Below are 22,467 nucleotides of genomic sequence, written 5' to 3' on the forward strand. Positions count from 1 at the left end.
CAGGCGCTTACGTTCGGAAAAGATAGGCTATCGAATCACCAACTCTTTAATACACGAGTAAACAGACACTTGATGTATTCTGTTTCAGCAATGGCCGGGTGAATCGGATGATCAATGGCTTGATGCCCTTGCTCTATCACCTGAACGGTACGATCTACTTGTCGAGCACCGCTTTGAACGATATTAACCAGACGATCACGGTCTAGGTGCATCGAACACGAGGCCGTTACCAAGGTACCGCCCACTTCTACCAATCTCAACGCTAATTGATTCAGCTTCTGATAGGCTTTCTCGCCAACTTTGATGTCCTTACGACGCGCAATTAGCGCCGGTGGGTCTAACACCACCACATCAAACTTTTCTTTCTGATCAGCTAACGCCTTGAGACCCGTAAACGCATCCGCCTGAATAGTGAAAACGCGCTCATCCAAACCATTCAACACCGCATTGCGCGCCACACACTCCAATGCAAACTCCGAACTGTCGAGACACACTACTTCCGATGCGCCAAAAGCCGCTGCCTGAATTCCCCAGCCGCCAATGTAACTGAACACATCCAACACGCGCTTGCCTTCAACATAGTTAGCCAAGCGAGCACGGCTGTCTCGGTGATCATAAAACCAACCAGTTTTTTGACCTTCCAACACTGGTGCCTCAAACTTCACACCATTCTCGATAAAAGAGGCAAAGCCGTCGTTCAACTCACCTTTGACCACTTCGACATAAACGTCTAAGCCTTCGACCGGGCGCATTTTGCCATCGTTTTTCAAAACAATGGTGCTCGGCATTAACATCGCATCCAAGACCTCGATAATGTCTTGTCGCAACGCTTCCATCGCCGGATTAGAAATTTGGATAACAACCGTTTCACTAAAACGATCCACCACCAAGCCAGGTAAACCATCACTGTCACCAAAACATAACCGATAACTGGCATCATCATAGTGTTGTTCACGTAAAGCCAATGCACTTTGCAATCGCTGCTTCAATAACTTGCGATTGAGCAGTTGTTTGTCTGAACGTGAGATAATTCGGGCACAAATGAGAGATCCGGGGCTCACTATCGCAACGCCCATGCTACGTCCGTCGGCGGCATGTACCTGCACCTGCTGTCCGGACTCAAACGCTTTTAAAGGCGTCACTTTTGTATCTACTTCATTGCTGTAAATCCACATATGACCGGCGCGAATTCGAGCATCTGCTCGCGGGTTGAGTTTCAGACTGGCTAATGACATGTTACGGCTCTCCTAACTTGGGCGGCTATTATGCGTTAAATCAAAAGAAGATGCAGAAATCTTTTACATATGAACAACAGTCAGGTACAAAAACATTTACTATAATTTCAGGGATTTATTGCAACGGGGTCAGCATGTCGAGCAAAGAGCTTTCTGAGAGCCAAATCCAGAATGTGTTGCAAGGAATTCGTATTCCACCGCAGCCACAAATCATGGTAGATCTTCAGATGGAACAGGCCATGCCTGATCCGGACATCAGCCGTATTGCGCAATTAATCAGCAAAGACGTTGGACTTTCCGGCACCATCCTTAAGATAGTCAATTCTCCGTTCTTTGGCCTGAGCAATAAAATCACATCCGTTGAGCAGGCTGTTAACCTGTTAAGTTACACCTCAGTCATTAACATCGTAAATGGTCTCACCATTCGCAGCGAAATGACCGACGAAGACATAGTAGCGCTCAATCGCTTCTGGGATTCAGCCAATGATATTTCGATGGTCGCGGCCACCATTGCCAAAGAAATCGGCTTAAAGAACCACGACGAAGCTTACCTGCTTGGACTCTTCCACAATTGTGGCATCCCACTCATGATGAAGCGCTTTGGTGTGGAAGAATATTCAAAAACGATGTCGGAAGCCTATGGCACAGACGCTGAACGCATCATTGATTTAGAAAATGACCGCTACAATACCAATCACGCAGTGGTCGGTTATTACACCGCGAAAGCCTGGAACATGCCGCTGCATTTATGCACCGCGATTGCGGAACACCACAATCTGAATCAGTTATTTGACGACAAGTACAGTGCCGACAGCGAGAAGAAAAACCTGATAGCAATCTTGAAGATAGCCGATCATATCTGCGCCAGCCACCAAGCACTAGGTGGACAATCGGTAGATTATGAATGGCAACGCTATAAAGACAACATCTTGGAATATGTCGGACTTGGCATCTACGACATTGAAGACATGGCCGCCCGCTTCCGAGAGATGGGCATCTCAGTGGGCGACTCCTTTATTGATTAATGTTATGAACTCTTATTCAAACGCTTCGTAAGAGTCAGCGCATAAGTCGCAAGGTTGCTCGATAATTTCAACCGGCTCTTCCTGGATAAGACGTCGATTCACACCTATCTTACCATCCGTCAGCCAACGCATGTGTGTCTGTTGACCACAGTGACGACAGAACAAGATCTTGAGGTTATGGCTCTCAATCTGAAAGACACTTAGGTCTTGAGCGCCGTCCACCAGGGAAAATCGTTTCTTATCCACAAAGTAGAGTTGCTGGCCATAGCGGATACAGGCGTCGTCCCGACACACCACCCGAACCTCCGGATCGTCGTCCAAAAACACCTCCATCTTAATGGCACCGCAATAGCACTGCGCTTGTCTCACAGACATGTTAGTTCCTTACGCCATAAACCATAGTGCTTGTTTAGAAATAGCAGTCATCACGATATACCCAAATACCGCAATAGCAGCCACAAAACAGATACGTCGTTGTGCGAGAGTTTTACCAAACTTCAGCGCAAACATTCCTAATCCAATATAGACCAGCAAAGCAATCAGTTTCGCGGACAGCCAAGGAATCACAAACGGGTTCCATTGATACACCACCAATAACCCAATTGCTGCAGCCAACAACAAGGTATCGTTAATGTGCGGCAGAATTTTCCAGAGCTTATGATTCAGAGGTTTTTTCAGAAATAACGTTAGAACACCTCGAATACTAAAACCAACAATCGAGAGTAATGCAAAGAGCATGTGTGCATGCTTTAACCACATAGAAAATCCTTTAACAGCTGTCATTGTGAAGAGGTTTGAACCCAGACTATAAGTCAAAAAAAAACCGGACTGCAATAGCCCGGCTTTCTTTTAACTGGAATCAAGGCAGAAGCATTTAAGACGCTTTCCAAGCCAAGTCCAATTCACGTGCCGCTTTTACATCATCCAGACGTTTCACTGGCTGAGTATAAGGTGCACCACGAACCATTTCAGGGTTCGCTTCCGACTCTTTGAGAATGCTGGCCATAGCCGCGATGTATTCATCCATCGCTTCTTTGGATTCGGTTTCTGTCGGTTCAATCAGATGACACTCAGGCACCAACAATGGGAAATACGTGGTCGGAGCGTGCTGGTTATAATCCAACAGACGCTTCGCTACATCCATGGCATTCACACCCAGATCTTTGGTTTGCTTGCTCAAAGTGATGATGAATTCGTGAGTCGCACGACGATCTGGATAAGCCAACTGGAAACCTTCTTTTTCAAGACGCTTCGCCATGTAGTTGGCATTTAAGGTCGCGTATTCACCCACACGGTGCATACCTTCTTTACCAAGTAAGATGGCATAAACATAAGCACGAACCAAAATCCCGGCGTTCCCCATAAAGGCAGACAAATTACCAATCGTCTGAGGAATATCTTCTTGAGTTAACCAGCGATAGGTTGCCGCCTCATCCGAACCCTCTTTACCCACAATCGGTGTAGGCAGGAAAGGCAACAAACGATCATTTACCGCCACAGGGCCCGCACCCGGGCCACCACCACCGTGGGGTGTTGCGAACGTCTTATGCAGGTTCATGTGCATAACATCAAAGCCCATGTCACCCGGCTTAACCTTACCTAAAATAGCGTTCAGGTTGGCCCCATCGTAATACAACAGACCACCCGCTTCGTGAATAACTTTCGCGATCTCTTCAATCTGACGCTCAAACACACCACAGGTTGATGGGTTAGTCATCATAATGCCTGCCGTCTGAGGACCGACCAAGGTCTTCAGCGCGTCAACATCCACATCACCTTCGCTGTTCACCGGTACTTCACGGACTTTATAGCCACACATCACCGCAGTCGCCGGGTTAGTGCCGTGCGCCGCTGAAGGCACAAGAATCTCGGTACGAGCATCGTCGTTACGAGACTGGTGATAAGCACGAATCATAGCAACACCAGCAAACTCACCCTGAGCACCGGCCATAGGCGTCAGAGAAACGCCTTTCATACCAGTCACATCTTTTAAGATTTCCTGAAGCTCATACATACAGCTTAGGAAGCCTTGAGAATGGCTTTCTGGTGCCAACGGGTGACGATTCAAGATACCAGGTAATGACGCCGCGGCTAAGGCACCACGCGGGTTGTACTTCATCGTACAAGAACCCAGCGGGTAGAACTGGGTATCGATGGAAAAGTTCTTACGCGACAAGTTGGTATAGTGACGAATCGCCTGCAGTTCAGAGACTTCTGGCAAACCAGGCTTTTGTTTACGAACTAAATCCGCAGGTAAGCCTGAAACATCTGCCGCTTCAGCCGGAACCTGAGCAGTCGCTTTACGTCCTGAACGACTTTGTTCAAAAATCAACATAACAATAGACTCCGCAGGTTAACCTTGAATTTCGTTTAACACATCGACCAACGCCGACTTGTACAGTTCGAGATCCGCTTGAGACTTAGTCTCAGTTACACAGATCAACATGGCATTCTCAAGAGAGGCATCTACGCGGCCTAAATCGAAGCCACCCAGAATTTCACGCTCTGCCAGCTTCTCCAGCACAAGCGCAGCATTCACTGGTAACTTAACAGCACACTCGTGGAAGGTATGACCGCTGAACTGACGTCCAACCCCCTCAATCGAACAAAGCAGTTCAACCAACGATTGAGTATTTTTATAGCTTTGACCGGCAACATTGGCCAAACCATCCGGACCAACCATGCTCATGTAAATAGTCGACGCAGTAACCGCCAAGCCTTGGTTGGTACAAATATTTGATGTCGCTTTCGAACGACGAATATGCTGTTCGCGCGCTTGTAGGGTCAAGGCATAACCAGGCTTACCATCGAGATCCACGGTACGACCGATCAAACGCCCTGGCATTTGGCGAACGATCGCCTGAGTACAGCACATGAAGCCATAATATGGGCCACCGGACGCCATAGGCACGCCTAACGGTTGACCGTCACCGACCGCAATATCCGCACCTTTTTCACCCCAGTTACCCGGTGCTTCAAGCACTGCCATAGCCATCGGATTCACTAACGCAATCGCCAACGAATTCTGCTGATGAATCCAGTCAGTCAACGCATGAACGTCTTCCAACTGCCCAAAGAAATTCGGCTGCGCGATAATCACGGCAGTAATGTCTTCGCCTTCATACGCCTTTAAAGCATCCAACGCGGTAGTGCCTTGCTCAGCATTCCAAGGCACTTCCACCAGGTCAATGTTCTGAGACTCAACAATCGCAGCTAAGGCAGAACGATAGGTAGGATGAACAGCACCTGGCACTAAGATCTTACGGCTCTTGGATTTACGGTTAGCACGAACCGCCATCAATACCGCTTCAGCCAAGCCGGAGGCGCCATCATAAAGAGAGGCATTGGATACATCCATCGCCATCAAGGTCGCCATCATCGACTGATATTCATAAATTAACTGAAGCGTTCCCTGACTCGCTTCCGCCTGATACGGCGTATACGCGGTCATGAACTCACCACGAGTGGCAACGTCCCATACCGCCGCAGGAATATGGTGTTCATAAGCACCCGCTCCGATGAAGCACAACGCACCTTCGTCCTGAGCGGATTTTTCTCGCATCCTGCGCATCATGTCCATCTCATTTAACGCATCTGGCACTTGGGTCAGTTCACCAGCACGCAGCTGAGGTGGAATTTCATCAAACAGATCTTCGATGGACGAAACCCCAATGGTCTCCAACATTTCCTGAACGTCTTGTTCAGTGTGAGGAATGAATGGCATGAGAAACCTCAAATATATGACAACAGATAGGCAATCACTAAAAGCTAACCAACAGGTCAGAAAATAGCAATCCCAAAAACACAAAACGGGGCAAATGCCCCGTCTTGTTGATACTACTAACTTAGTCTTCCGCTTCGCATTTCTCGCGATAAGCGTCCGCATCTAACAGCTGCTCAAGCTCTTCTGCGTTGGAAAGCTTGATTTTGAAGAACCAGCCGTCGTGATAAGGATCGGCATTAACTGTTTCAGGCGCATCTTCAAGCAACTCATTCACTTCGACGATTGTGCCCGACACTGGCATGTAGATATCAGAAGCTGCTTTAACAGACTCAACTACACCGGCTTCCTCACCGATTTCCATTTCGGCATCTACGTCTGGATGCTCTACGTAAACCACATCCCCTAATAGAGATTGAGCATGATCGGTAATACCAATGGTAACGGTGCCGTCACCTTCAACACGAATCCACTCGTGGGTATCTACGTATTTTAAATCAGCTGGGATTTGACTCATCTTAAGCGTCCTCAGGTCAATTTTTATTCAAAAACTTTCTTTCCGTTTCGTACGAACGGCGGTCTAACCACTCGCACTTTCAGTTGTTTTTTACGCACTTCAACGACGGCGGTGTCACCCGTGCCGGCTGGAACCCTGGCTAACGCAATGGCATGGCCTAAGGTCGGAGAGAAGGTACCACTGGTGGTTTCACCTTCACCAACGCCGTCCACAATCACCTTCTGATGACCACGCAATACGCCTTTATCTTCCAGTACCAAGCCCACTAACTTTTGAGCCGGGCCTTGTGCTTTTTCTGCTTCTAACGCCGCACGACCGATAAAATCACGATCTGCCGGCTCCCAAGCAATCGTCCAGCCCATGTTAGAAACCAATGGAGAGGTGGTTTCATCCATGTCTGAACCATATAAGTTCATACCCGCTTCCAGGCGTAGCGTGTCACGAGCCCCCAATCCACAAGGGCTCACGCCTGCATCGGCCAGTTTCTGCCAGAAATCAGCAACGTGTGCTTCCGGCACCATAATTTCTAGACCATCTTCTCCGGTATAACCAGTTCTGGCAATAAACAAATCACCCGCTTCTGCCCCCTGAAACACTTTCAAAGAGGCCGTCAGTGCTTGCTGCTCTGCTGACATGACGGTCTTTGCTTTCTCGATGGCATTCGGGCCTTGAACAGCAACCATGGCTAACTGCGGTTGCTCTGTCAAAGTGACATCAAATGTTTCCGCTTGCTGTGCCATCCAGGCTAAATCTTTTTCACGGGTGGCGCAGTTTACAACGACTCGATACCAGTCTTCCATGTTATAGACGATTAAATCATCAATGACATTGCCATCTTGATTCAACATACCGCTGTACAACGCTTTGCCTTTTTCTTTTAGGCGAGCCACGTCATTGGCTAACAACTTTTGTAGGAACGCCTGGGCATCAGCCCCCGTCACATCAACAACCGTCATGTGAGATACATCAAACATTCCGGCATCTTGGCGAACAACATTATGCTCTTCAATTTGTGAACCATAATGGATCGGCATATCCCATCCACCAAAATCCACCATTTTGGCGTTCATATCTACATGAGACTGATGTAAAGCGGTTTTATTCCCCATGGTTCCCCCGGAAAAGAGTTAACGGTCATTCTTATCCTTCTCCACCGAACACACTCGATAAAGAAACGATAGGCATTCAATCATAAACTAACGACATATATTAATGTCGACGACTTCTCGACATCAGTACAATTACTGGCGCCAGACCAACAATCACCAAGGTCAGGGCGGGCAAAGCGGCTCTTTCCCACTCACCTTCGGAAGTCATTTCATATATTCGAACGGCTAAAGTATCCCAGCCAAACGGACGCATCAACAGTGTAGCAGGCATTTCTTTCATCACATCCACTAACACCAGCAACCCTGCGACCAGCAACCCTGGACGCAGCATTGGTACATAAACGCGCCATAAGACTTGCCGCTGCGTTGCACCTAACGACTGAGCCGCCTCATGGATGGTAATTCGCACCGCTTGTAAGTGAGAATTCACCGGCCCATAGGCCACAGCCAAAAATCGGACGACGTATGATACCAGCAAAGCGAAGACACTGCCTAAAAACAATTGACCAGTATTTATACCAAACACTTGATTGATCACTTGAATCAAACTGTTATCCAGCCAGCTGAACCACACCATTAAGCCCACGGCCAACACCGTTCCTGGTAAGGCATAGCCCAATGTCGAGAAGCGGGCCATCTGATCCATCACCGGATTCTTCTCAACACGTTGTGCAAACGCCATGATCAAGGCCGCAAACACCGTCATCAAGGCCGCTATACCACCGAGACTGACGGTATTTACCATTAACTGCACAAACCGCGCATCAAAGTCAGCTAACTGAGTTTCAATAACCCACCACACCAACTGACTCACTGGCAGAACAAATGCCAAACTCAAAATGAGCGTACAGAACGCAGAGGCCATCGCAGCCTGAGCGCCCGACAACAGATAAAGACTTTGTTTTTGCTGACGTTCGTGCTGTTCGAAACGCGCTTTTCCTCGCGCCTTTTGCTCCATCCACAAACACGCAATCACAAACACCAACAACACAGACGCAAGTTGTGCGGCCACATAAATGTTGAACAACCCATACCAAGACTTATAAATGGCGGTAGTAAACGTATCGAAGTTAAACACGGAAACCGCACCAAAATCAGCCAAGGTTTCCATAATAGCCAACGCCATTCCAGCAGCAATGGCAGGCCTTGCCATGGGTAGCATCACGCGCCAAAAGGCTTGATAACTATTGCACCCTAAACTGCGGGCCGCATCCATCTGACCACGCCCTTGGTTCATAAAGGCAGTGCGAGCCAACATGTAGACATAAGGGTAAAACGCGAGCACAAAGACACAAATCACACCGGCAAGATTACGAACCGGTAAGTCGAAGTCAGGAGAAATATAAGTGCGTAACCAGGTTTGAATAGGACCACTGTAATCCAATAATCCCAAAAAGCAGAAGGCCATCACATAAGCAGGTACAGAGAAAGGCAACATCAACGCCCAATCAAAAAACTTTCGACCAGGAAACTGACACATTGCCGTTAACCAAGCCAAGGCGACGCCTAAAATCAAAACACCTAATGCTACCCCCAAGGCCAACAACAAGGTATTTACAAGTAATTCAGAAAGAACTGTATCAAGGAGGTGAGTCCAGTCTTCCGGTTGAGGGCTCAACCAAGATAAGAAGATCACTGCGACTGGCATAAACACCGTCAGGGCAATGGCTATGACCAGAAGCCACCAACGCTTCTTCGATACCCATTGACTAACAGGGTTATCTAATAGTTTCTTAAACGCAAACGCCCGACCAGTTGTTAACTGTTCGGGCGTTTTTGGGGATAAGTGATCCACAGATGTATCGCCTTACTGAGAAAGACGACTATTTTATCTGTAATTCACACGATCCATCAATTTTACTGCAGCAGGTTGTAAACGACCGGCTTCAGAAACATTCAGTGCATCACGTTTGAAGTCACCCCAAGCTAAGACTTCTTCGGACGCGGATACCTTAGCATTCACAGGGTATTCCTGATTTAACTGCGCAAATTGCTGTTGTGCTTCTTCAGTAGACAACCACTCTAGCAATGCCGTTGCAGCTTCAGGATGTTTCGCGTGTTTGGTTACGCCTGCACCTGAAATATTTACGTGTACACCACGGTCTTGCTGGTTTGGCCAGAAAATCGCCAAGTTAGCATCAGCTTCTTTCTTCTGTAGACGACCAAAGTAGTAGGTGTTTACTACTGTTGCATCACACTGACCTGCCTGAACTGCGTTCATCGCTTTGGTGTCATTAGAGAACACATCCGTTGCCAGGTTGTTCACCCAACCAGATACCACTTGCTCGGTCTTCTCTTCACCTAAGTTGCTGATCATGCTAGCAACCAACGATTGGTTATACACTTTCTTAGACGTACGAAGACAAAGACGACCTTTCCAGTGATCATCCGCAAGGCCTTCATAAGTGCTGAGCTCGCCGTCTTTCACACGGTCTTTAGCGTAAACAATGGTACGCGCACGAATCGACAAACCAAACCATTGGTTGTTTTCATCTTGAAGGTTTGCTGGAACGTTGCTTTCTAACGCATCAGACGTTACTGAACGAAGAACACCGTCTTCCGCCGCTTTCCAAAGGTTGCCTGCATCTACTGTGATCAGCATATCCGCAGGAGTATTCTCACCTTCGCTCTTCAGACGGCTTAATAATGGAGACGCCTTATCAGTAATGTATTGAATCTGTACACCCGTTTTTTCTGTGTACATATCAAACAACGGCTTAATCAAATGTTCTTTACGTGCAGAATACACAGTCAGAGTTACAGGCTCTGCCGGTTTAGTTACTTCTGTTGAAGCTGCATTCTCAGGTGCTTCTTGCTTACTACAACCTACTGCCAAGGTTGCCAAAGCAACCGCCGAAATTAATTTACGCATTATTTCCTCCGTCTTAAGAATGCAAATAGCAATGATTACCATTATGCAGCGCAATTATACTAAGTTTTTGATGAAGATCATTAGAAGACTAGTAAGAATTTCAGAAAAACAGAAAAATTAAGAAAAGAAAGCAAGACAGACCAAAAAATTCACCACCTTCTGGTCAGGTTGTTAAGGCAGGCTAAAACAAAGGCCGTACACTGTCCGGTAAATCACCATCCAATCCCATTGCTCGCATAATAATAGGACGTTTTATCAAAGGGTGCTGATTTAACAAGCTCATTCCAACGTTACGTATAAAACGAACCGGTGGGGCAGATTCAGCAAACAGTTGTTTAAAGCCTTCCATGACCGACATCATAGATAAATTATGGCCCATACGACGGCGCTGATATCGTCTTAAAATAGGATCGGAGCCAAGATCAAGGTTCTTTTCAAAAGCACTGACCAACTCTTCCGCCAGAACCGCCACGTCCAACAACCCAAGATTGACGCCCTGTCCCGCCAGCGGATGAATGGTGTGCGCGGCATCGCCCACTAACGCGATACGATCTTTGACATAGTGCACCGCATGACGCTGTTTCAAAGGAATTGAATAGCGCCTATCCACCCAAAGAACGGTGCCAAGACGATGCTCTAGAGCATTACTGATTTCATGGCAAAACGCCCCATCCGACAACGCCATCAGTTGCTGCGCTCGTTCCGGCTCTTGCGACCACACGATGGAACAAAAGTGACGCCCACCCACACTGCTCAGCGGCAAGAACGCCAATGGCCCTTCTTTCGCAAAGGCCTGACGCGCCGTCGCACCGTGACTCAGTTCCGTTTCTACAGTAGTCACTATAGCGTTGTGATTATAACTCCATTCGCGGACATTAAACGCCGCCAAATGACGTATCGCCGACATTGCACCATCCGCTGCAACCACGACACGGGCAGAAATCACTTGGCCATTGTCCAAACCCAACAAACGAACACCGTGCGGCTTTAAACCAGCCGTCGTTTCAGCATCGTCTTCCACCATAGGGCCGAGCTGACTGACCGCCGTTCGATCTAAAACCTTAATATTTGGACATTGAGCGATGCAATGGCGTAAAGCAGACGTCAAGATTCGGTTTTCGACAACCGTCCCTAGATGGTCAACATTGGCTTCGTCCGATGAAAATTCAATGCCACCAGTGCCTTCGGCATCCCACACCGACATGGTTCGGTAAGCGCAAGAACGCAGCTCTTCGACCAACGGCCAAACACCAATGCGTTGAAATAAGTTTTCAGAAGCGTGAGTTAATGCCACCACACGCGGATCAAACTGTGTATCGCCGATCTCCAGCGACATCAACTCAGTATTGAAGGGGCCAGCCTCAATCAGACCGATAGATAGGGATCGACGACTCTCTGTGTCTTTACTCAGTGAACTCAATAACAACGCCAAGGTAGCGCCAACCAAACCGCCACCCACAATAACAACGTCAAATCGCTGAGAAACCGTATCCATGATTTTCCTTTAAAAAGAACGTTCGAGAAAACTAATGAGAACCCAATCCTAACCCCATCGCCTGCCGTGCAAAGGCCGCTTTTGCAGGGCCGATCCGATCCAATGCCATCAGTCCTACTTCTCTTAAACGATTCAACCAACGCGAGTCATTGGTAAAAATCTCGATCAACCAGTGAGAAAACGAGGTCGTCAGCCACTGATCCAGTTGTCTGTGGTTTTGATAGTGCGACAACCACTCAAGCGCCAGTAAAGATTCATTCTGATTCAATCGTTCAGCAATAGCATCACTCAAACACAGCAAATCACGAATGATCAAATTGAATCCCTGCCCTGCCACCGGGTGCAATGCATGCGCCGAATTCCCCAACAACACCACGCCCGGGCGGACTTGATCGGTCACTCGCATCAAGCTCAAGGGATAAGATGCGCGTTGTCCGACTTTGGTAATGGGCCCAAGCCGTGTTCCGAATTCTTGTTCCAGAAGTTGAATAAACGCCCGATCCGACAAAGCTAAACGCGCTTCAATCTGATCATCCGGCACGCTCCAAATCAGAGCGCTACGACCTTCGGTTAAAGGCAACAAAGCCAGAGGCCCGTTAGGCGTAAAACGTTCAAAAGCAACGTTATTGTGTTGTAAGCGAGTGCTCACATTGCACACCAACGCGTGCTGATGGTATTGCGTTCGATTGGCCTGAATCCCCAGCTTATTACGCAAGCTGGATTGTGCACCGTCGGCAACCATCAAAAATCCCGTCGAAATTTCAGAACCGTTCGATAACGTCAGGGTTTGCCCTGTCTCATGCTGAGTCAGCTCATCCACTTTCGCCGGAGCAATCCAATCGATGTTGCCGCACGTTTGTACGGCCTGCATCAAGCATTGGCCAAACCAGGCATTCTCGATGACATAGCCCAAATGCGGCACCTGACATTCTCGGGCATTCATGCGAGTGGTACCAAACCCGCCTTTATGTGAGACATGAATTTGATCAATCGCCGAAAGTCGCTGAGATAACTCATCCCATAAGCCCAAACGATCTAAGATCTGACGCGTGCCTTCCGACAATGCCGTCGAGCGGGCGTCAAAACTCGGTTGATACGCTCCGGCCTTAACATCAAAGGCTTCGATGATCGCCAAACGCTTCTGATGTCGTTCCAACACCGGCACCAGCAACAGCCCCATGGTCAGGCCAGCCATACCGCCACCCACAATGACAAAGTCATAATGCATTTTTTCAGAAGGAGTCTCAGTCAGCGACATCAAAGGGTCTCGTTATCCAGCTTATTATTAATCTATTGCCTAATCTGAAACAGGCTCTAAAGAACACCCGCCATCAGTGCTTCAATTTCATCTACGTCTTTGGGTACACCGTGAGTCATTACTTCGCAGCCGTTGCTGGTCACGGCAACGTCATCTTCAATACGGATGCCAATACCACGCCATTTGGCTTCAACCTCTTCACAATCTGGTGCGATGTAGAGTCCTGGTTCAACCGTCATCACCATGCCCGGTTCCAGCACTCGCCATTCATCCGCGACCTTATATTCACCCACGTCATGAACGTCCATTCCCAGCCAATGACCGGTACGGTGCATGTAGAACTTTTTGTAACCTTCCTCGGCAATCAAGGTCTCAAGGTCGCCTTCCAGCAGACCTAATTTCAGTAGGCCTTCGGTCAGAACACGAACCGCGGCAACATGAGGATCGTTCCAATGATTGCCCGGCTTCACTTGTTCAATAGCCGCATACTGGGAATCGAGGACTAATTGATACAGTTGACGCTGCGGTTCACTGAACTTGCCTGAAATCGGAAAGGTACGGGTAATATCCGAGGCATAAAAATCCAACTCACATCCGGCGTCTATTAATACCAAATCGCCCTCGTTCAGAGGCTGATCGTTATCAACATAATGCAGAATACAGCCGTTCGCGCCACCGCCAACAATGGTGGTATACGCCGGTGAACGAGCCCCATTAAGCATAAACTCGTGCAAGAATTCGGCTTCCAGCTGGTATTCCATCAATCCAGGTTTACAAGCTTTCATCGCCCGGACATGAGCTTGCGCTGCAATTTCCGCCGAGCGACGCATGATCTTCAGTTCCGCTTTCGACTTATACAAACGCATGTCATGCAGCAAATGGTCTAACGCCGCAAATTCACCCGGTGGATGCGCACCACTGCGTGCTTTGGCTTTAATCGAGTTAACCCATTCCATAACCTGCTTATCGAATTGCGGATCACAGCCCATCGAGTAATAGACACGATCTCGCCCTTCAATCATTCCAGGCAAGATTTCATCAATGTCCGTAATAGGGAAGGCATCGTGTGCTCCGTGCTTCTCGATAGCCCCTTCCGGGCCAGAGCGATAGCCTGTCCAGATTTCCTCTTCGCGCTTGCGCTCACGACAGAACAGAATAAACTCGCCATGCTCACGCCCTGGGATCAACACTGCTACCGCTTCCGGCTCATTAAAACCTGTCAGGTATTGAAAATCACTGTCCTGACGAAACGAAAACTCAGCATCGCGATTACGAATCTTTATCGCCGACGCAGGTAAAATAGCAATACTGTTAGGCGCCATCATTTCCATTAAAGCCTGACGACGTTCAAGATATTCCTTGGGAGAAATGGCAAGTTCAGTCATAAATCCTCTGCTTACTGTACACCTTCGAAAGTGTCTTTATTCTTTTTAAGAGTCTGATCTGCAGCGTAAACGTTCACGAGTTTACGATTAATGTAAGGTTTTTCCTTCTGAAGACGGCTCAACTTCGTCACCTTGCTGCATCGCCTGACGCAACATCAGAACACCAAGACGCACATACTCATAGAGCTCATATAAGTCTTTTTCATTTTCTTCCGACTCGGACAGCTGATCGTCCAATTCTGAGATGGCGTGTAAATGATTCAATAACTCCACCAGCTCGGTAGACAGGTTTCGCTTATGCTCTGCCGCCAAACCATACCCGGTAATAAAACCACTGGCCCAAACCGCCAACGCATTAGCGCGTTCACCTAAATCATAATCATCTGCCGGCATCAACAGTTGGAAATCATATTGATCAGAAGATAGTCCATCTCGTGTTACCTGGTAGATGTCCTGCATGATGGATTTGGCACGATCATCGATAAGGGAAATATCCATGTCGATCATATCAAGCAGCTTTAACCACTCCTCAACACCTTTAGTTTCAGCCTGAACCAACATGCCGACCAACACACCATGCACCTCTGACGGCTCTTGCTGAATTTTCAATTCCAGAAAAGAATCCGCTAAATCTTCAAACAGTTGTTCCAGCGTGTGTGTTGGTTGCTCTTGAATGGCCATAAATTACCCCTAATTATTGATCGCGCTATCCTAGCATTTGTGGCGTAGACACACCAGAAACAGCCCTGACGCCAGCCGCCTTGCCAGCATCGCGCTAATCCACAGCGTATCAGTGAAGTATGGCTAAAAAATCAACGAAAGCCGTGGTAAGCAATTGACCCTAATCTGTCACGGTTCTATAGTAGGTTTAGCCTTGAAGTAAGAAGATGCAAAATGGACAATTTGAGTTTCCCCGATCTGGAAAAAAAAATAATCGAGCTGATCGAACAGTATGAAACTCTGCTCGAAGATAATCGCAAACTAAAAGAACACCAGGAAGCCTGGAAGGCGGAACGGAATCTCCTTTTGCGTAAAAATGATTTGGCTCGCACGAAAGTCGAAGCTATGATTTCTCGCCTCAAGGCTTTGGAGCAAGAATAAATGTCAGAAGTGGAAACAGTTAAGGTCAGCATTCTAGATAAGGAATATCTAGTCAACTGCCCCAGTGAAGCACGCGCCTCCCTTGAGCAATCCGCTCGTCACCTAGATCACAAAATGCGTGAGATTCGTTCTACCGGTAAAGTGATTGGCCTGGAGCGTATTGCTGTGATGGCTGCTTTAAATATCTCACACGAAGCCTTATCAAGAGAACAAAGCAAAGGCGTCAGCCAAGATCAGCTTCAACAATTGGCCGATCGCTTAGACGCTGCACTGACCAAAAATCATTCATTGCCGTTCGAAGACGACAGCGAAGACCAAGGCAGTCTCTAGCACTGCCTAATATTTACACAATTCCGTGTAAATTCTGAATAAAAAGCCCCACTTAAACACTTGTTTACATCATAACGCTGACAAATTATTTTCAGCCGTTATAATGGCCTTAAGCTCTGAAGTACTCGCCAGCTGATGCGTTCCTCGAGCCGATAATCCTATTTTAGGAGGTTGGCCGCGTAAGCTATTGTGCATGTCCGCATGACGGAAAGCCTACGGCATACCGACAACCACCACTCTGAACCATCGGGTTCAGGGGCCAAGTCGGCAGCGATACTTTGGGGCCTTATATGAGCCACTCAAGCAGTAATTACTGATATGCACCCAGCTCAGACGATTTCAATTTCTTCTTCATCTCTTTCTAACCACTTAACCCCCACTGAACATTTATCTTCCGATCAGTTATTGCAAGCTAAGAAAGCATTGCGGCAACGCATTCGTAAGCAAAGAAAACAACTGTCGACGTTTCATCAAGTCAAAGCCGCCAACCAACTGCTCAAACACCTGAATAACCAATATTGGTATCGCAGCAGTCGGCACATCGCCGTGTATCTAGCAAACGATGGCGAACTCAGTTGTTCAGCGGTAATCGACGCATTGCACACTACAGGAAAGCAAGTTTACCTACCGGTGTTACACCCCATTAATCATCGACAGTTAATGTTTGTCCGATACGATCAGCACACACCCATGCGTTATAACCGCTTTGGTATTAAAGAACCCCAGCTCAAACGCAGTCGTCTTCTTCCGCCAGAAGCACTGGATTTAATTTTAATGCCATTAGTGGGCTTTGATCTGCAAGGAAACCGTTTGGGTATGGGCGGTGGTTTTTACGATACCACCTTAGATAAGGTGATCAATCAAGGCTGGCGACCATCGCCATTGTGCGCTGGGTTGGCACACCCGTGTCAGCAAGTGGATGCATTACCAAAAGAACCTTGGGATGTACCGCTGGATGCCGTAGTCACACCAACATATGTGTTGAGATTCAGCGTTTAATATCTGCTTGATAGAACCTTTCGACACTAATAGTCGTCGGGAAATTCAAGACTTACATCAGGAGAGGTCGCCATCAATCCTGGCGTTTCGTGTTCAATAGACGCAGTTTTTGCCAGACCACTCACCAGCAGACCAACAACAAACAGGGTAATAAGAGTAATGATTAAATCGGGTTTCTTACGCATTTTAGGGTAAAGTTTGATTTTTCATGAAGTTATATAAGAATAATGTATTAGCGTCAAATTATTGTGATCCAGATCACTAGCTCACATTTCGTAACAGCTTCAAACAAACAGACACAGCCCAAATACCCCTACTTTTTATCCTATTTAGAATGAACCACGGGAGAACCACAGTGAACTATTGGCTCGTTAAATCGGAACCTGACAGTTTCAGCATCGAGGATTTACAAGCTCGCCCAAATCAAACTGAAATGTGGGATGGCGTGCGCAATTATCAAGCCCGAAACAACCTTAAAAGCATGAAACAAGGGGATCAGGTGTTCTTCTACCATTCCAGCTGTAAAGTCCCTGCCATTGTAGGTATCGCCGAAGTGATCACCGAACACTATCTCGATCCAACCGCGTCAGACCCGGAGCACTCAGGTTTCGATCCCAAACACAGCGAAGAGAAGCCCAAATGGTATGTGGTTGACCTGAAATTCAAACAAAGGTTCCCGATGCCAATCACACTGTCGTGGATAAAACAGCAAGATGCTCTCAAAGACATTTCACTGATCAGTAAAGGCTCACGGTTAAGTGTGATGCCCATAGACGCAGACCATTGGCACTACATCATGACGCGAGTCTAGACTCCTCACAGGTGAAGTAATATCAAGGGAACCTCCGAGTAAGACCTTATTGGCGGCAACTAGAGGCAAAACGAAACATGCTCTTTAAATGAAAGGGATATTGACGGCCTTTAGATAAATCTTCTTTGGATAAGACATAGCGCCGGAAATCAATCCGAGACCATTGTTTGTCACCAAAGCATTCAAGATATTTCTTGATATTGGTTGCATCAATGGCTGACATTTCAAATGTTTGTTGTAGGGTAGGAATTGCCCCATTGGCTTGATGATAATCATGAATCATCACCAACATCCAAGCCCCTGCCATAAAGTGCCCGCCATGAGTTAACAGAAGCTCTCCCTGCTCTACTGCATTAAGCCCTGCTTGAGACCAATTCAAACCAGCCAACGCAACATCCTTACCTGGCACTAAATTATGTTGCTTTAAGGCCCGAATCGCCCCAAGCGCAATATTATCGTTGGCAGCCCAAATCATATTGGGTGTGTCACGCCGCAACATCAACAAGGTTTTCTGGTATGCCACCTCTTCCGACCACTCACCCGAGACTCGTAATAACTCCTTTACGCTAGTATTCGCTTGCAACGCACTATCCAGTCCGGACGTTCGGGCTAGAGACGCAGGCGTAAGATGATCACCAATAATGGTAAACAGGCGAGGGCTTCCTTGCTGCAAAGCAAAAAGCCGGTTTGCCATTTCCAGTCCAGCGGCATGGTTATCAGGAATCAAGCTTCCTTTCCAAAATGAATAGGTCTGCTCAGGCTCATCGAAATCATTCAACAGCATAAAGGTAGGTAACTGCTTGTGCTCGGCAAGACGTATCAAGTCTTTTGCTCTTTGATGCTCATTTACCAAGATCAAATAATCGAGCGGCTGTTGTTCAATTAACACTCGACCTTCATTCAGCATAATTTTCCAGTGTCGCTGACCATACACCTCAACCAGTTCGATATTCAGTTGCTTAGCGGCAGCCGCCATCACATCCGATACCTGCCCCCAAAACCCAGTATCCTGATAACCGGGGTTGACGACACCAACGCGAATCACCTCGGCAGAGGTCGTTGCTACGCTCAAAAGTAATGAAATGACAACAAGCATTGTCCTAAACATAAACATCATGACGAACTCAATACGATTCAGATAAAGCAACTCACTCTGTTTACCACACCGCATTTCTCCTATTTCCTCACAAAATGCGAAAAGTGGATAACAGCCTGTTCTGACTAACGATATAACAAAGGACTAACCCTAAATATGTAATAACCATTTGCCCCTCCAATCACCAACAGGCCAGGGAGAAGCGAGACCCAAAAACCATGAACATCAACAAGCCTCTCATCCTCAGTGTAGATGACAGAATCGAGTGTCAGAAATTAATTCAACTCTGTCTAGCAGATGATTATCGCCTAGCGACCGCCAGCTCTCTCAAAGAAGTCGCCGCACAGATCCAACAAACGTGGCCTGATCTTGTGCTCATGGACATTAACTTACCCGATGGCAGTGGCTATGAAGCCAGCCAAACGATCAGAGAACTCAGCCCCAATACGCCCCCCATCCTTTATGTTTCCGCCTTAACCTCTCTGGAGGATCGTTTGGAAGCCTACCGTTTCGGGGCTACGGACTATTTAACCAAACCTATCGATCCCAAAGAATTAAAAGCCAAAGTTGCCGTCATTCTGGAACAACAATCCAAAGTAACAAGCCTCACGGAACAAGTTAAAACGGCGTCTGAAACGGCCTTCACGGCCATGGTCAACAGTGGTGAACAAGGCAGTTTATTGACCTACACTCTCGATACCTTTCACTGCCAAACCCCCGAACAGTTGGCCAAAACCAGCTTTATACTGCTTTCGGGGTTTGGCTTGCAGGCCTCATTGCGCTGTGAATTGCTTCCGGACACCCAATTTTTTTCCTCTGGAAACATAATTTCGCCATTGGAACAGCAATTATTAGAAAATGCTTCAGAAAGCCGTCGTATCATTTCTAAAGGCAATCGCAGCTTATTTAATGAAGGTCGCGCCACACTACTGATCAAAAACATGCCCATCGAAGACGAAGCCTTGTACGGCCGCCTTAAAGATCATGTGGCTCTGATCTGTAAAATCGTCAATGCACGCCTGAATACCCTGGAACTTGAATATCAAGCACAGCAGAAACGTCAGCAAGGTGCCTCTCATGCCGTAGATCTGGTCAAGTCAGAAATGTCTGCCTTAGATACCAATGTCCTGCAAGTAGAAGCGAAATTGCGGCACCTTATGGACGATTTACTGATGTTCTACGAAGAAGAGTTGCTGTCACTTGGCCTAACCGACGAACAAGAGAACCGCTTACTGAATCCATTAAGTCGAACCAAAGAGCAGCTCGGGGATGTTTTCGATATTACTGAGGCCATCGAACAGAACACCCTCACCATTGAACAAGCCATTCTAAGGATGAGCGAAACATGCTAGCACCGGAAGTGGGGATTGCCATCAGTGGTTGGGCCGCGGCCTGTGGTATTGCCATTGCTTGGTATACCTTATGGTTCCGAAACCTCAATCACGGCGCCTTGCCTAGGACACAGACCAGCGAACACGCCAAGCAGACCTTCTATCAATTCAAAGCCAAACATCTGCAAACAACCCTCAGCGCCTGCCCCGATGCCATTTTCATTACCAACGAACAAGGCATCATCACCTATGCCAATCCCAGCAGCGAACTGATTTTTGGATTCAGCACCGACGAACTCTTAGGCAATAATGTGTCAATGTTAATGCCGGAACATATCGCTCAATACCACCATCAATACCTGATCGATTTTCATCTCACAGGCCAAACCGGCACCATTGGCCGCCGCCGGGAGATTCAATGTTGCAAAAAAGATGGACAGGTATTTCCTGCGGAGCTTTCCCTGGGCGCATCCAAGGAAAACAATCACTACGTGTTCATCGGCATCATTACCGATATTTCAGAACGCAAAGCGGTGGAGTCCAAACATCGAAAGTCTGAACAACTCCGAGAGATTCTCACCAACAGTGCTGAAGGCATCATGCTGTTATTCACGCCTCAGGGTATCTGTCGTCTCGCCAACAAGGCCGCGATAGAGAGCATTCAACGTTCGGAAACAGACATCATCGGCCATCACATCAGTGACTTTCTGAATTCCGATACGGCCCAGGAACGACTGCGTTGCATCAAACTGGCGACCGAGTGTCGTGAATCCTTCAACACTCAGGATGTACGTGATCAACGCACTTTTGAAAACACCTACACTCCAATTATCGATGACAACGATCAGGTATCAGAAGTTGCCATTCACGCGCTCGATATTACTGAGCGGCTAAAATACGAAGCCTCGTTGAAGAGCGCAAAGAAAATGGCGGAAGACGCCAGTAAGAGCAAGACGTTGTTTATTACCAAGGTCAGTCATGAACTGAAGAATCCGCTGCATTCGATCCTCGGCTTTGCTCACATCATCGAAGATTCCATTCAATCCAACGGCGGCAGTCCACAGGTTGATGAACTCAAAGAGGCCACTCAAACCATCATTCAAAGTGGTTCACACATTCTCAATCTTATTAATGATCTTCTCGATATTTCATCTGCCGAGCTGGATGCCTTACCAATCAAGCTATCATCGCTTGATACTCAATCATTGATCGGGAGCACGGTAGAAATGATGAAACCCATCGCTCGGGCCTCTGACATTCATTTACAAATCCAAGTGAATTCCGAGTTTCCCATCATCATTGCCGATCAACAACGCACTAAACAGGTGTTGACCAATCTGATCAGTAACGCTATCAAGTACAACCGACCTGGTGGTGTGGTCTCGGTACACAGTTACCTCAGCAAGCACGAACAACTGAGCATTGCGGTTAAGGACAATGGAATTGGTATTCCCCCTGAAGACCAGAAGGCCATCTTTAATATCTTCAGCCGCGCCAGCAACGGTCTGCAAAGCCATGGAAACGGCTTAGGCTTGCACCTTTGTAAACAATTGGTTGAACAAATGAGAGGGTCGATTCATTTTCAGAGTAGCGAAAATAATGGCAGCCAATTTTGGTTTAAATTACCTTTAGCAAGTCTTGCTCGCCAAAAGCTAACGTCTACCCAATCCGCATCGCCAAGCCAGCTGATTGAAGAACACGAGCCAAAAGCACGACAGGCTATCGAATCAAACTCAACATTGAGATTACTGGTCGTTGAAGACAACCCCAGCAACTTGAAGCTAATGAAGAAGATCACTGCCCGAATGGCCGACTATCAATATTACCAAGCAGAAACCTACAGCGCCGGTAAGCACCTATTGGAACAACTGTCCCCGGATGTATTAATTTTAGATCTCAACCTACCCGACGGCGACGGCTTGGCACTACTCGATGTCGCAACCTCAGTACCTCGAATTGTGGTGTTATCGGCGTTTATTGAGCATGATCAGCTCCGCCTATCCAAAGACAAAGTGGATTTAATACTCAATAAACCGGTGAATATTCGCCAACTCACCGATCAACTGAGCCGCTGGCATCACGAAATCCGTTCAGAGAAACAGACCAAACACAGCGCAACTCAATGATACGAAGCAACTCAAATGAAGCAATAAAAGGCATCTTCCATCTTCTGCTTACGTCA

At 47.4% G+C, this 22,467-nt stretch carries 22 protein-coding genes and 1 other RNA gene; 8 read left to right on the plus strand and 15 right to left on the minus strand.

What is annotated here, in order from left to right; translation table 11 throughout:
* Positions 1-35: 35 nt before the first annotated feature.
* The gene (locus ACFOEK_RS15595; protein WP_386722393.1) at positions 36-1,235 is read right to left on the minus strand and encodes a class I SAM-dependent rRNA methyltransferase; all 1,200 of its coding nucleotides are present in this window, start codon (positions 1,233-1,235) and stop codon (positions 36-38) included.
* A gap of 134 nt (positions 1,236-1,369) precedes the next feature.
* Between ACFOEK_RS15595 and ACFOEK_RS15600 the strand changes: the two genes are divergently transcribed.
* Entirely contained in the window at positions 1,370-2,260 is an 891-nt protein-coding gene (locus ACFOEK_RS15600; protein ID WP_386722394.1) for an HDOD domain-containing protein, read from the plus strand.
* Between the two features lie 12 nt (positions 2,261-2,272).
* On the opposite strand, the gene ACFOEK_RS15605 is transcribed toward ACFOEK_RS15600, so the two are convergent.
* From ACFOEK_RS15605 to ACFOEK_RS15660, 12 genes are all read right to left on the minus strand, one after another.
* The gene (locus ACFOEK_RS15605) at positions 2,273-2,635 is read right to left on the minus strand and encodes a GFA family protein (protein WP_386722395.1); all 363 of its coding nucleotides are present in this window, start codon (positions 2,633-2,635) and stop codon (positions 2,273-2,275) included.
* A 9-nt stretch (positions 2,636-2,644) separates the two neighbouring features.
* The gene (locus tag ACFOEK_RS15610) at positions 2,645-3,019 is read right to left on the minus strand and encodes a SirB2 family protein (RefSeq protein ID WP_386722396.1); all 375 of its coding nucleotides are present in this window, start codon (positions 3,017-3,019) and stop codon (positions 2,645-2,647) included.
* A gap of 115 nt (positions 3,020-3,134) precedes the next feature.
* A complete protein-coding gene (gene gcvPB / locus ACFOEK_RS15615) occupies positions 3,135-4,595 on the minus strand; it encodes an aminomethyl-transferring glycine dehydrogenase subunit GcvPB (RefSeq protein WP_386722397.1) in 1,461 nt (486 codons plus the stop codon).
* 18 nt (positions 4,596-4,613) lie between these two features.
* On the minus strand, positions 4,614-5,984 hold the full coding sequence (gene gcvPA, locus ACFOEK_RS15620; RefSeq protein ID WP_386722398.1) for an aminomethyl-transferring glycine dehydrogenase subunit GcvPA: 1,371 nt from the start codon (positions 5,982-5,984) through the stop codon (positions 4,614-4,616).
* A gap of 121 nt (positions 5,985-6,105) precedes the next feature.
* The gene (gene gcvH, locus ACFOEK_RS15625) at positions 6,106-6,498 is read right to left on the minus strand and encodes a glycine cleavage system protein GcvH (RefSeq protein ID WP_386722399.1); all 393 of its coding nucleotides are present in this window, start codon (positions 6,496-6,498) and stop codon (positions 6,106-6,108) included.
* A gap of 23 nt (positions 6,499-6,521) precedes the next feature.
* Positions 6,522-7,607 (minus strand): glycine cleavage system aminomethyltransferase GcvT, encoded by a 1,086-nt coding sequence (gcvT, locus tag ACFOEK_RS15630; RefSeq protein WP_386722400.1) that lies wholly within the window; start codon positions 7,605-7,607, stop codon positions 6,522-6,524.
* Positions 7,608-7,707: 100 nt separating this feature from the next.
* Positions 7,708-9,402: an ABC transporter permease gene (locus ACFOEK_RS15635; RefSeq protein WP_386722401.1), complete on the minus strand. Its 1,695-nt coding sequence runs from the start codon at positions 9,400-9,402 to the stop codon at positions 7,708-7,710.
* Between the two features lie 33 nt (positions 9,403-9,435).
* Positions 9,436-10,479 carry an extracellular solute-binding protein gene (locus tag ACFOEK_RS15640; RefSeq protein ID WP_386722402.1) on the minus strand — a complete coding sequence of 348 codons (1,044 nt, stop codon included), beginning with the start codon at positions 10,477-10,479 and terminating at the stop codon, positions 9,436-9,438.
* A gap of 181 nt (positions 10,480-10,660) precedes the next feature.
* A complete protein-coding gene (locus ACFOEK_RS15645) occupies positions 10,661-11,974 on the minus strand; it encodes an FAD-dependent monooxygenase (RefSeq protein WP_386722403.1) in 1,314 nt (437 codons plus the stop codon).
* Positions 11,975-12,005: 31 nt separating this feature from the next.
* The gene (gene ubiH, locus ACFOEK_RS15650; RefSeq protein ID WP_386722404.1) at positions 12,006-13,232 is read right to left on the minus strand and encodes a 2-octaprenyl-6-methoxyphenyl hydroxylase; all 1,227 of its coding nucleotides are present in this window, start codon (positions 13,230-13,232) and stop codon (positions 12,006-12,008) included.
* 56 nt (positions 13,233-13,288) lie between these two features.
* Positions 13,289-14,617 (minus strand): Xaa-Pro aminopeptidase, encoded by a 1,329-nt coding sequence (pepP, locus tag ACFOEK_RS15655; protein WP_386722405.1) that lies wholly within the window; start codon positions 14,615-14,617, stop codon positions 13,289-13,291.
* A gap of 87 nt (positions 14,618-14,704) precedes the next feature.
* Positions 14,705-15,298 carry a UPF0149 family protein gene (locus ACFOEK_RS15660; RefSeq protein ID WP_386722406.1) on the minus strand — a complete coding sequence of 198 codons (594 nt, stop codon included), beginning with the start codon at positions 15,296-15,298 and terminating at the stop codon, positions 14,705-14,707.
* Positions 15,299-15,511: 213 nt separating this feature from the next.
* Here ACFOEK_RS15660 and ACFOEK_RS15665 point away from each other — a divergent pair, with 213 nt between their 5' ends.
* The 4 genes from ACFOEK_RS15665 (at position 15,512) to ACFOEK_RS15680 (ending at position 17,047) form a co-directional block, all read left to right on the plus strand.
* Positions 15,512-15,718 (plus strand): TIGR02449 family protein, encoded by a 207-nt coding sequence (locus ACFOEK_RS15665; RefSeq protein ID WP_284383385.1) that lies wholly within the window; start codon positions 15,512-15,514, stop codon positions 15,716-15,718.
* The gene (locus ACFOEK_RS15670) at positions 15,719-16,048 is read left to right on the plus strand and encodes a cell division protein ZapA (RefSeq protein ID WP_386722407.1); all 330 of its coding nucleotides are present in this window, start codon (positions 15,719-15,721) and stop codon (positions 16,046-16,048) included. It begins immediately after the preceding gene.
* A gap of 110 nt (positions 16,049-16,158) precedes the next feature.
* A non-coding RNA gene (ssrS, locus tag ACFOEK_RS15675) (6S RNA) lies at positions 16,159-16,337 on the plus strand.
* 29 nt (positions 16,338-16,366) lie between these two features.
* A complete protein-coding gene (locus ACFOEK_RS15680) occupies positions 16,367-17,047 on the plus strand; it encodes a 5-formyltetrahydrofolate cyclo-ligase (protein WP_386722408.1) in 681 nt (226 codons plus the stop codon).
* A gap of 26 nt (positions 17,048-17,073) precedes the next feature.
* Here ACFOEK_RS15680 and ACFOEK_RS15685 read toward each other — a convergent pair whose 3' ends face one another.
* Positions 17,074-17,232 carry a hypothetical protein gene (locus ACFOEK_RS15685; RefSeq protein ID WP_386722409.1) on the minus strand — a complete coding sequence of 53 codons (159 nt, stop codon included), beginning with the start codon at positions 17,230-17,232 and terminating at the stop codon, positions 17,074-17,076.
* A gap of 170 nt (positions 17,233-17,402) precedes the next feature.
* On the opposite strand from ACFOEK_RS15685, the gene ACFOEK_RS15690 reads away from it, so the two are divergent.
* Complete coding sequence (locus ACFOEK_RS15690; protein WP_386722410.1) at positions 17,403-17,858, plus strand: EVE domain-containing protein; 456 nt, start codon at positions 17,403-17,405, stop codon at positions 17,856-17,858.
* Positions 17,859-17,904: 46 nt separating this feature from the next.
* Here ACFOEK_RS15690 and ACFOEK_RS15695 read toward each other — a convergent pair whose 3' ends face one another.
* Positions 17,905-19,029, minus strand: a complete 1,125-nt coding sequence (locus tag ACFOEK_RS15695) for an ABC transporter substrate-binding protein (RefSeq protein ID WP_386722411.1) — start codon at positions 19,027-19,029, stop codon at positions 17,905-17,907.
* 143 nt (positions 19,030-19,172) lie between these two features.
* Here ACFOEK_RS15695 and ACFOEK_RS15700 point away from each other — a divergent pair, with 143 nt between their 5' ends.
* The gene (locus ACFOEK_RS15700; RefSeq protein ID WP_386722412.1) at positions 19,173-20,306 is read left to right on the plus strand and encodes a response regulator; all 1,134 of its coding nucleotides are present in this window, start codon (positions 19,173-19,175) and stop codon (positions 20,304-20,306) included.
* Complete coding sequence (locus ACFOEK_RS15705) at positions 20,300-22,411, plus strand: hybrid sensor histidine kinase/response regulator (protein ID WP_386722413.1); 2,112 nt, start codon at positions 20,300-20,302, stop codon at positions 22,409-22,411. Before ACFOEK_RS15700 ends, ACFOEK_RS15705 begins: the two co-directional genes overlap by 7 nt.
* The last annotated feature ends 56 nt before the right edge of the window (positions 22,412-22,467 follow it).

The organism is Litoribrevibacter euphylliae (assembly GCF_042646085.1).
Classification (GTDB): domain Bacteria; phylum Pseudomonadota; class Gammaproteobacteria; order Pseudomonadales; family Litoribrevibacteraceae; genus Litoribrevibacter; species Litoribrevibacter euphylliae.

Coding starts and splice junctions, on each gene's coding strand:
- ACFOEK_RS15595 (WP_386722393.1), bottom strand. CDS start 1,235: ATGTCATTAGCCAGTCTGAAACTCAACCCGCGAGCAGATGCTCGAATT.
- ACFOEK_RS15600 (WP_386722394.1), top strand. CDS start 1,370: ATGTCGAGCAAAGAGCTTTCTGAGAGCCAAATCCAGAATGTGTTGCAA.
- ACFOEK_RS15605 (WP_386722395.1), bottom strand. CDS start 2,635: ATGTCTGTGAGACAAGCGCAGTGCTATTGCGGTGCCATTAAGATGGAG.
- ACFOEK_RS15610 (WP_386722396.1), bottom strand. CDS start 3,019: ATGTGGTTAAAGCATGCACACATGCTCTTTGCATTACTCTCGATTGTT.
- gcvPB (WP_386722397.1), bottom strand. CDS start 4,595: ATGTTGATTTTTGAACAAAGTCGTTCAGGACGTAAAGCGACTGCTCAG.
- gcvPA (WP_386722398.1), bottom strand. CDS start 5,984: ATGCCATTCATTCCTCACACTGAACAAGACGTTCAGGAAATGTTGGAG.
- gcvH (WP_386722399.1), bottom strand. CDS start 6,498: ATGAGTCAAATCCCAGCTGATTTAAAATACGTAGATACCCACGAGTGG.
- gcvT (WP_386722400.1), bottom strand. CDS start 7,607: ATGGGGAATAAAACCGCTTTACATCAGTCTCATGTAGATATGAACGCC.
- ACFOEK_RS15640 (WP_386722402.1), bottom strand. CDS start 10,479: ATGCGTAAATTAATTTCGGCGGTTGCTTTGGCAACCTTGGCAGTAGGT.
- ACFOEK_RS15645 (WP_386722403.1), bottom strand. CDS start 11,974: ATGGATACGGTTTCTCAGCGATTTGACGTTGTTATTGTGGGTGGCGGT.
- ubiH (WP_386722404.1), bottom strand. CDS start 13,232: ATGTCGCTGACTGAGACTCCTTCTGAAAAAATGCATTATGACTTTGTC.
- pepP (WP_386722405.1), bottom strand. CDS start 14,617: ATGACTGAACTTGCCATTTCTCCCAAGGAATATCTTGAACGTCGTCAG.
- ACFOEK_RS15660 (WP_386722406.1), bottom strand. CDS start 15,298: ATGGCCATTCAAGAGCAACCAACACACACGCTGGAACAACTGTTTGAA.
- ACFOEK_RS15665 (WP_284383385.1), top strand. CDS start 15,512: ATGGACAATTTGAGTTTCCCCGATCTGGAAAAAAAAATAATCGAGCTG.
- ACFOEK_RS15670 (WP_386722407.1), top strand. CDS start 15,719: ATGTCAGAAGTGGAAACAGTTAAGGTCAGCATTCTAGATAAGGAATAT.
- ACFOEK_RS15680 (WP_386722408.1), top strand. CDS start 16,367: ATGCACCCAGCTCAGACGATTTCAATTTCTTCTTCATCTCTTTCTAAC.
- ACFOEK_RS15685 (WP_386722409.1), bottom strand. CDS start 17,232: ATGCGTAAGAAACCCGATTTAATCATTACTCTTATTACCCTGTTTGTT.
- ACFOEK_RS15695 (WP_386722411.1), bottom strand. CDS start 19,029: ATGCGGTGTGGTAAACAGAGTGAGTTGCTTTATCTGAATCGTATTGAG.
- ACFOEK_RS15700 (WP_386722412.1), top strand. CDS start 19,173: ATGAACATCAACAAGCCTCTCATCCTCAGTGTAGATGACAGAATCGAG.
- ACFOEK_RS15705 (WP_386722413.1), top strand. CDS start 20,300: ATGCTAGCACCGGAAGTGGGGATTGCCATCAGTGGTTGGGCCGCGGCC.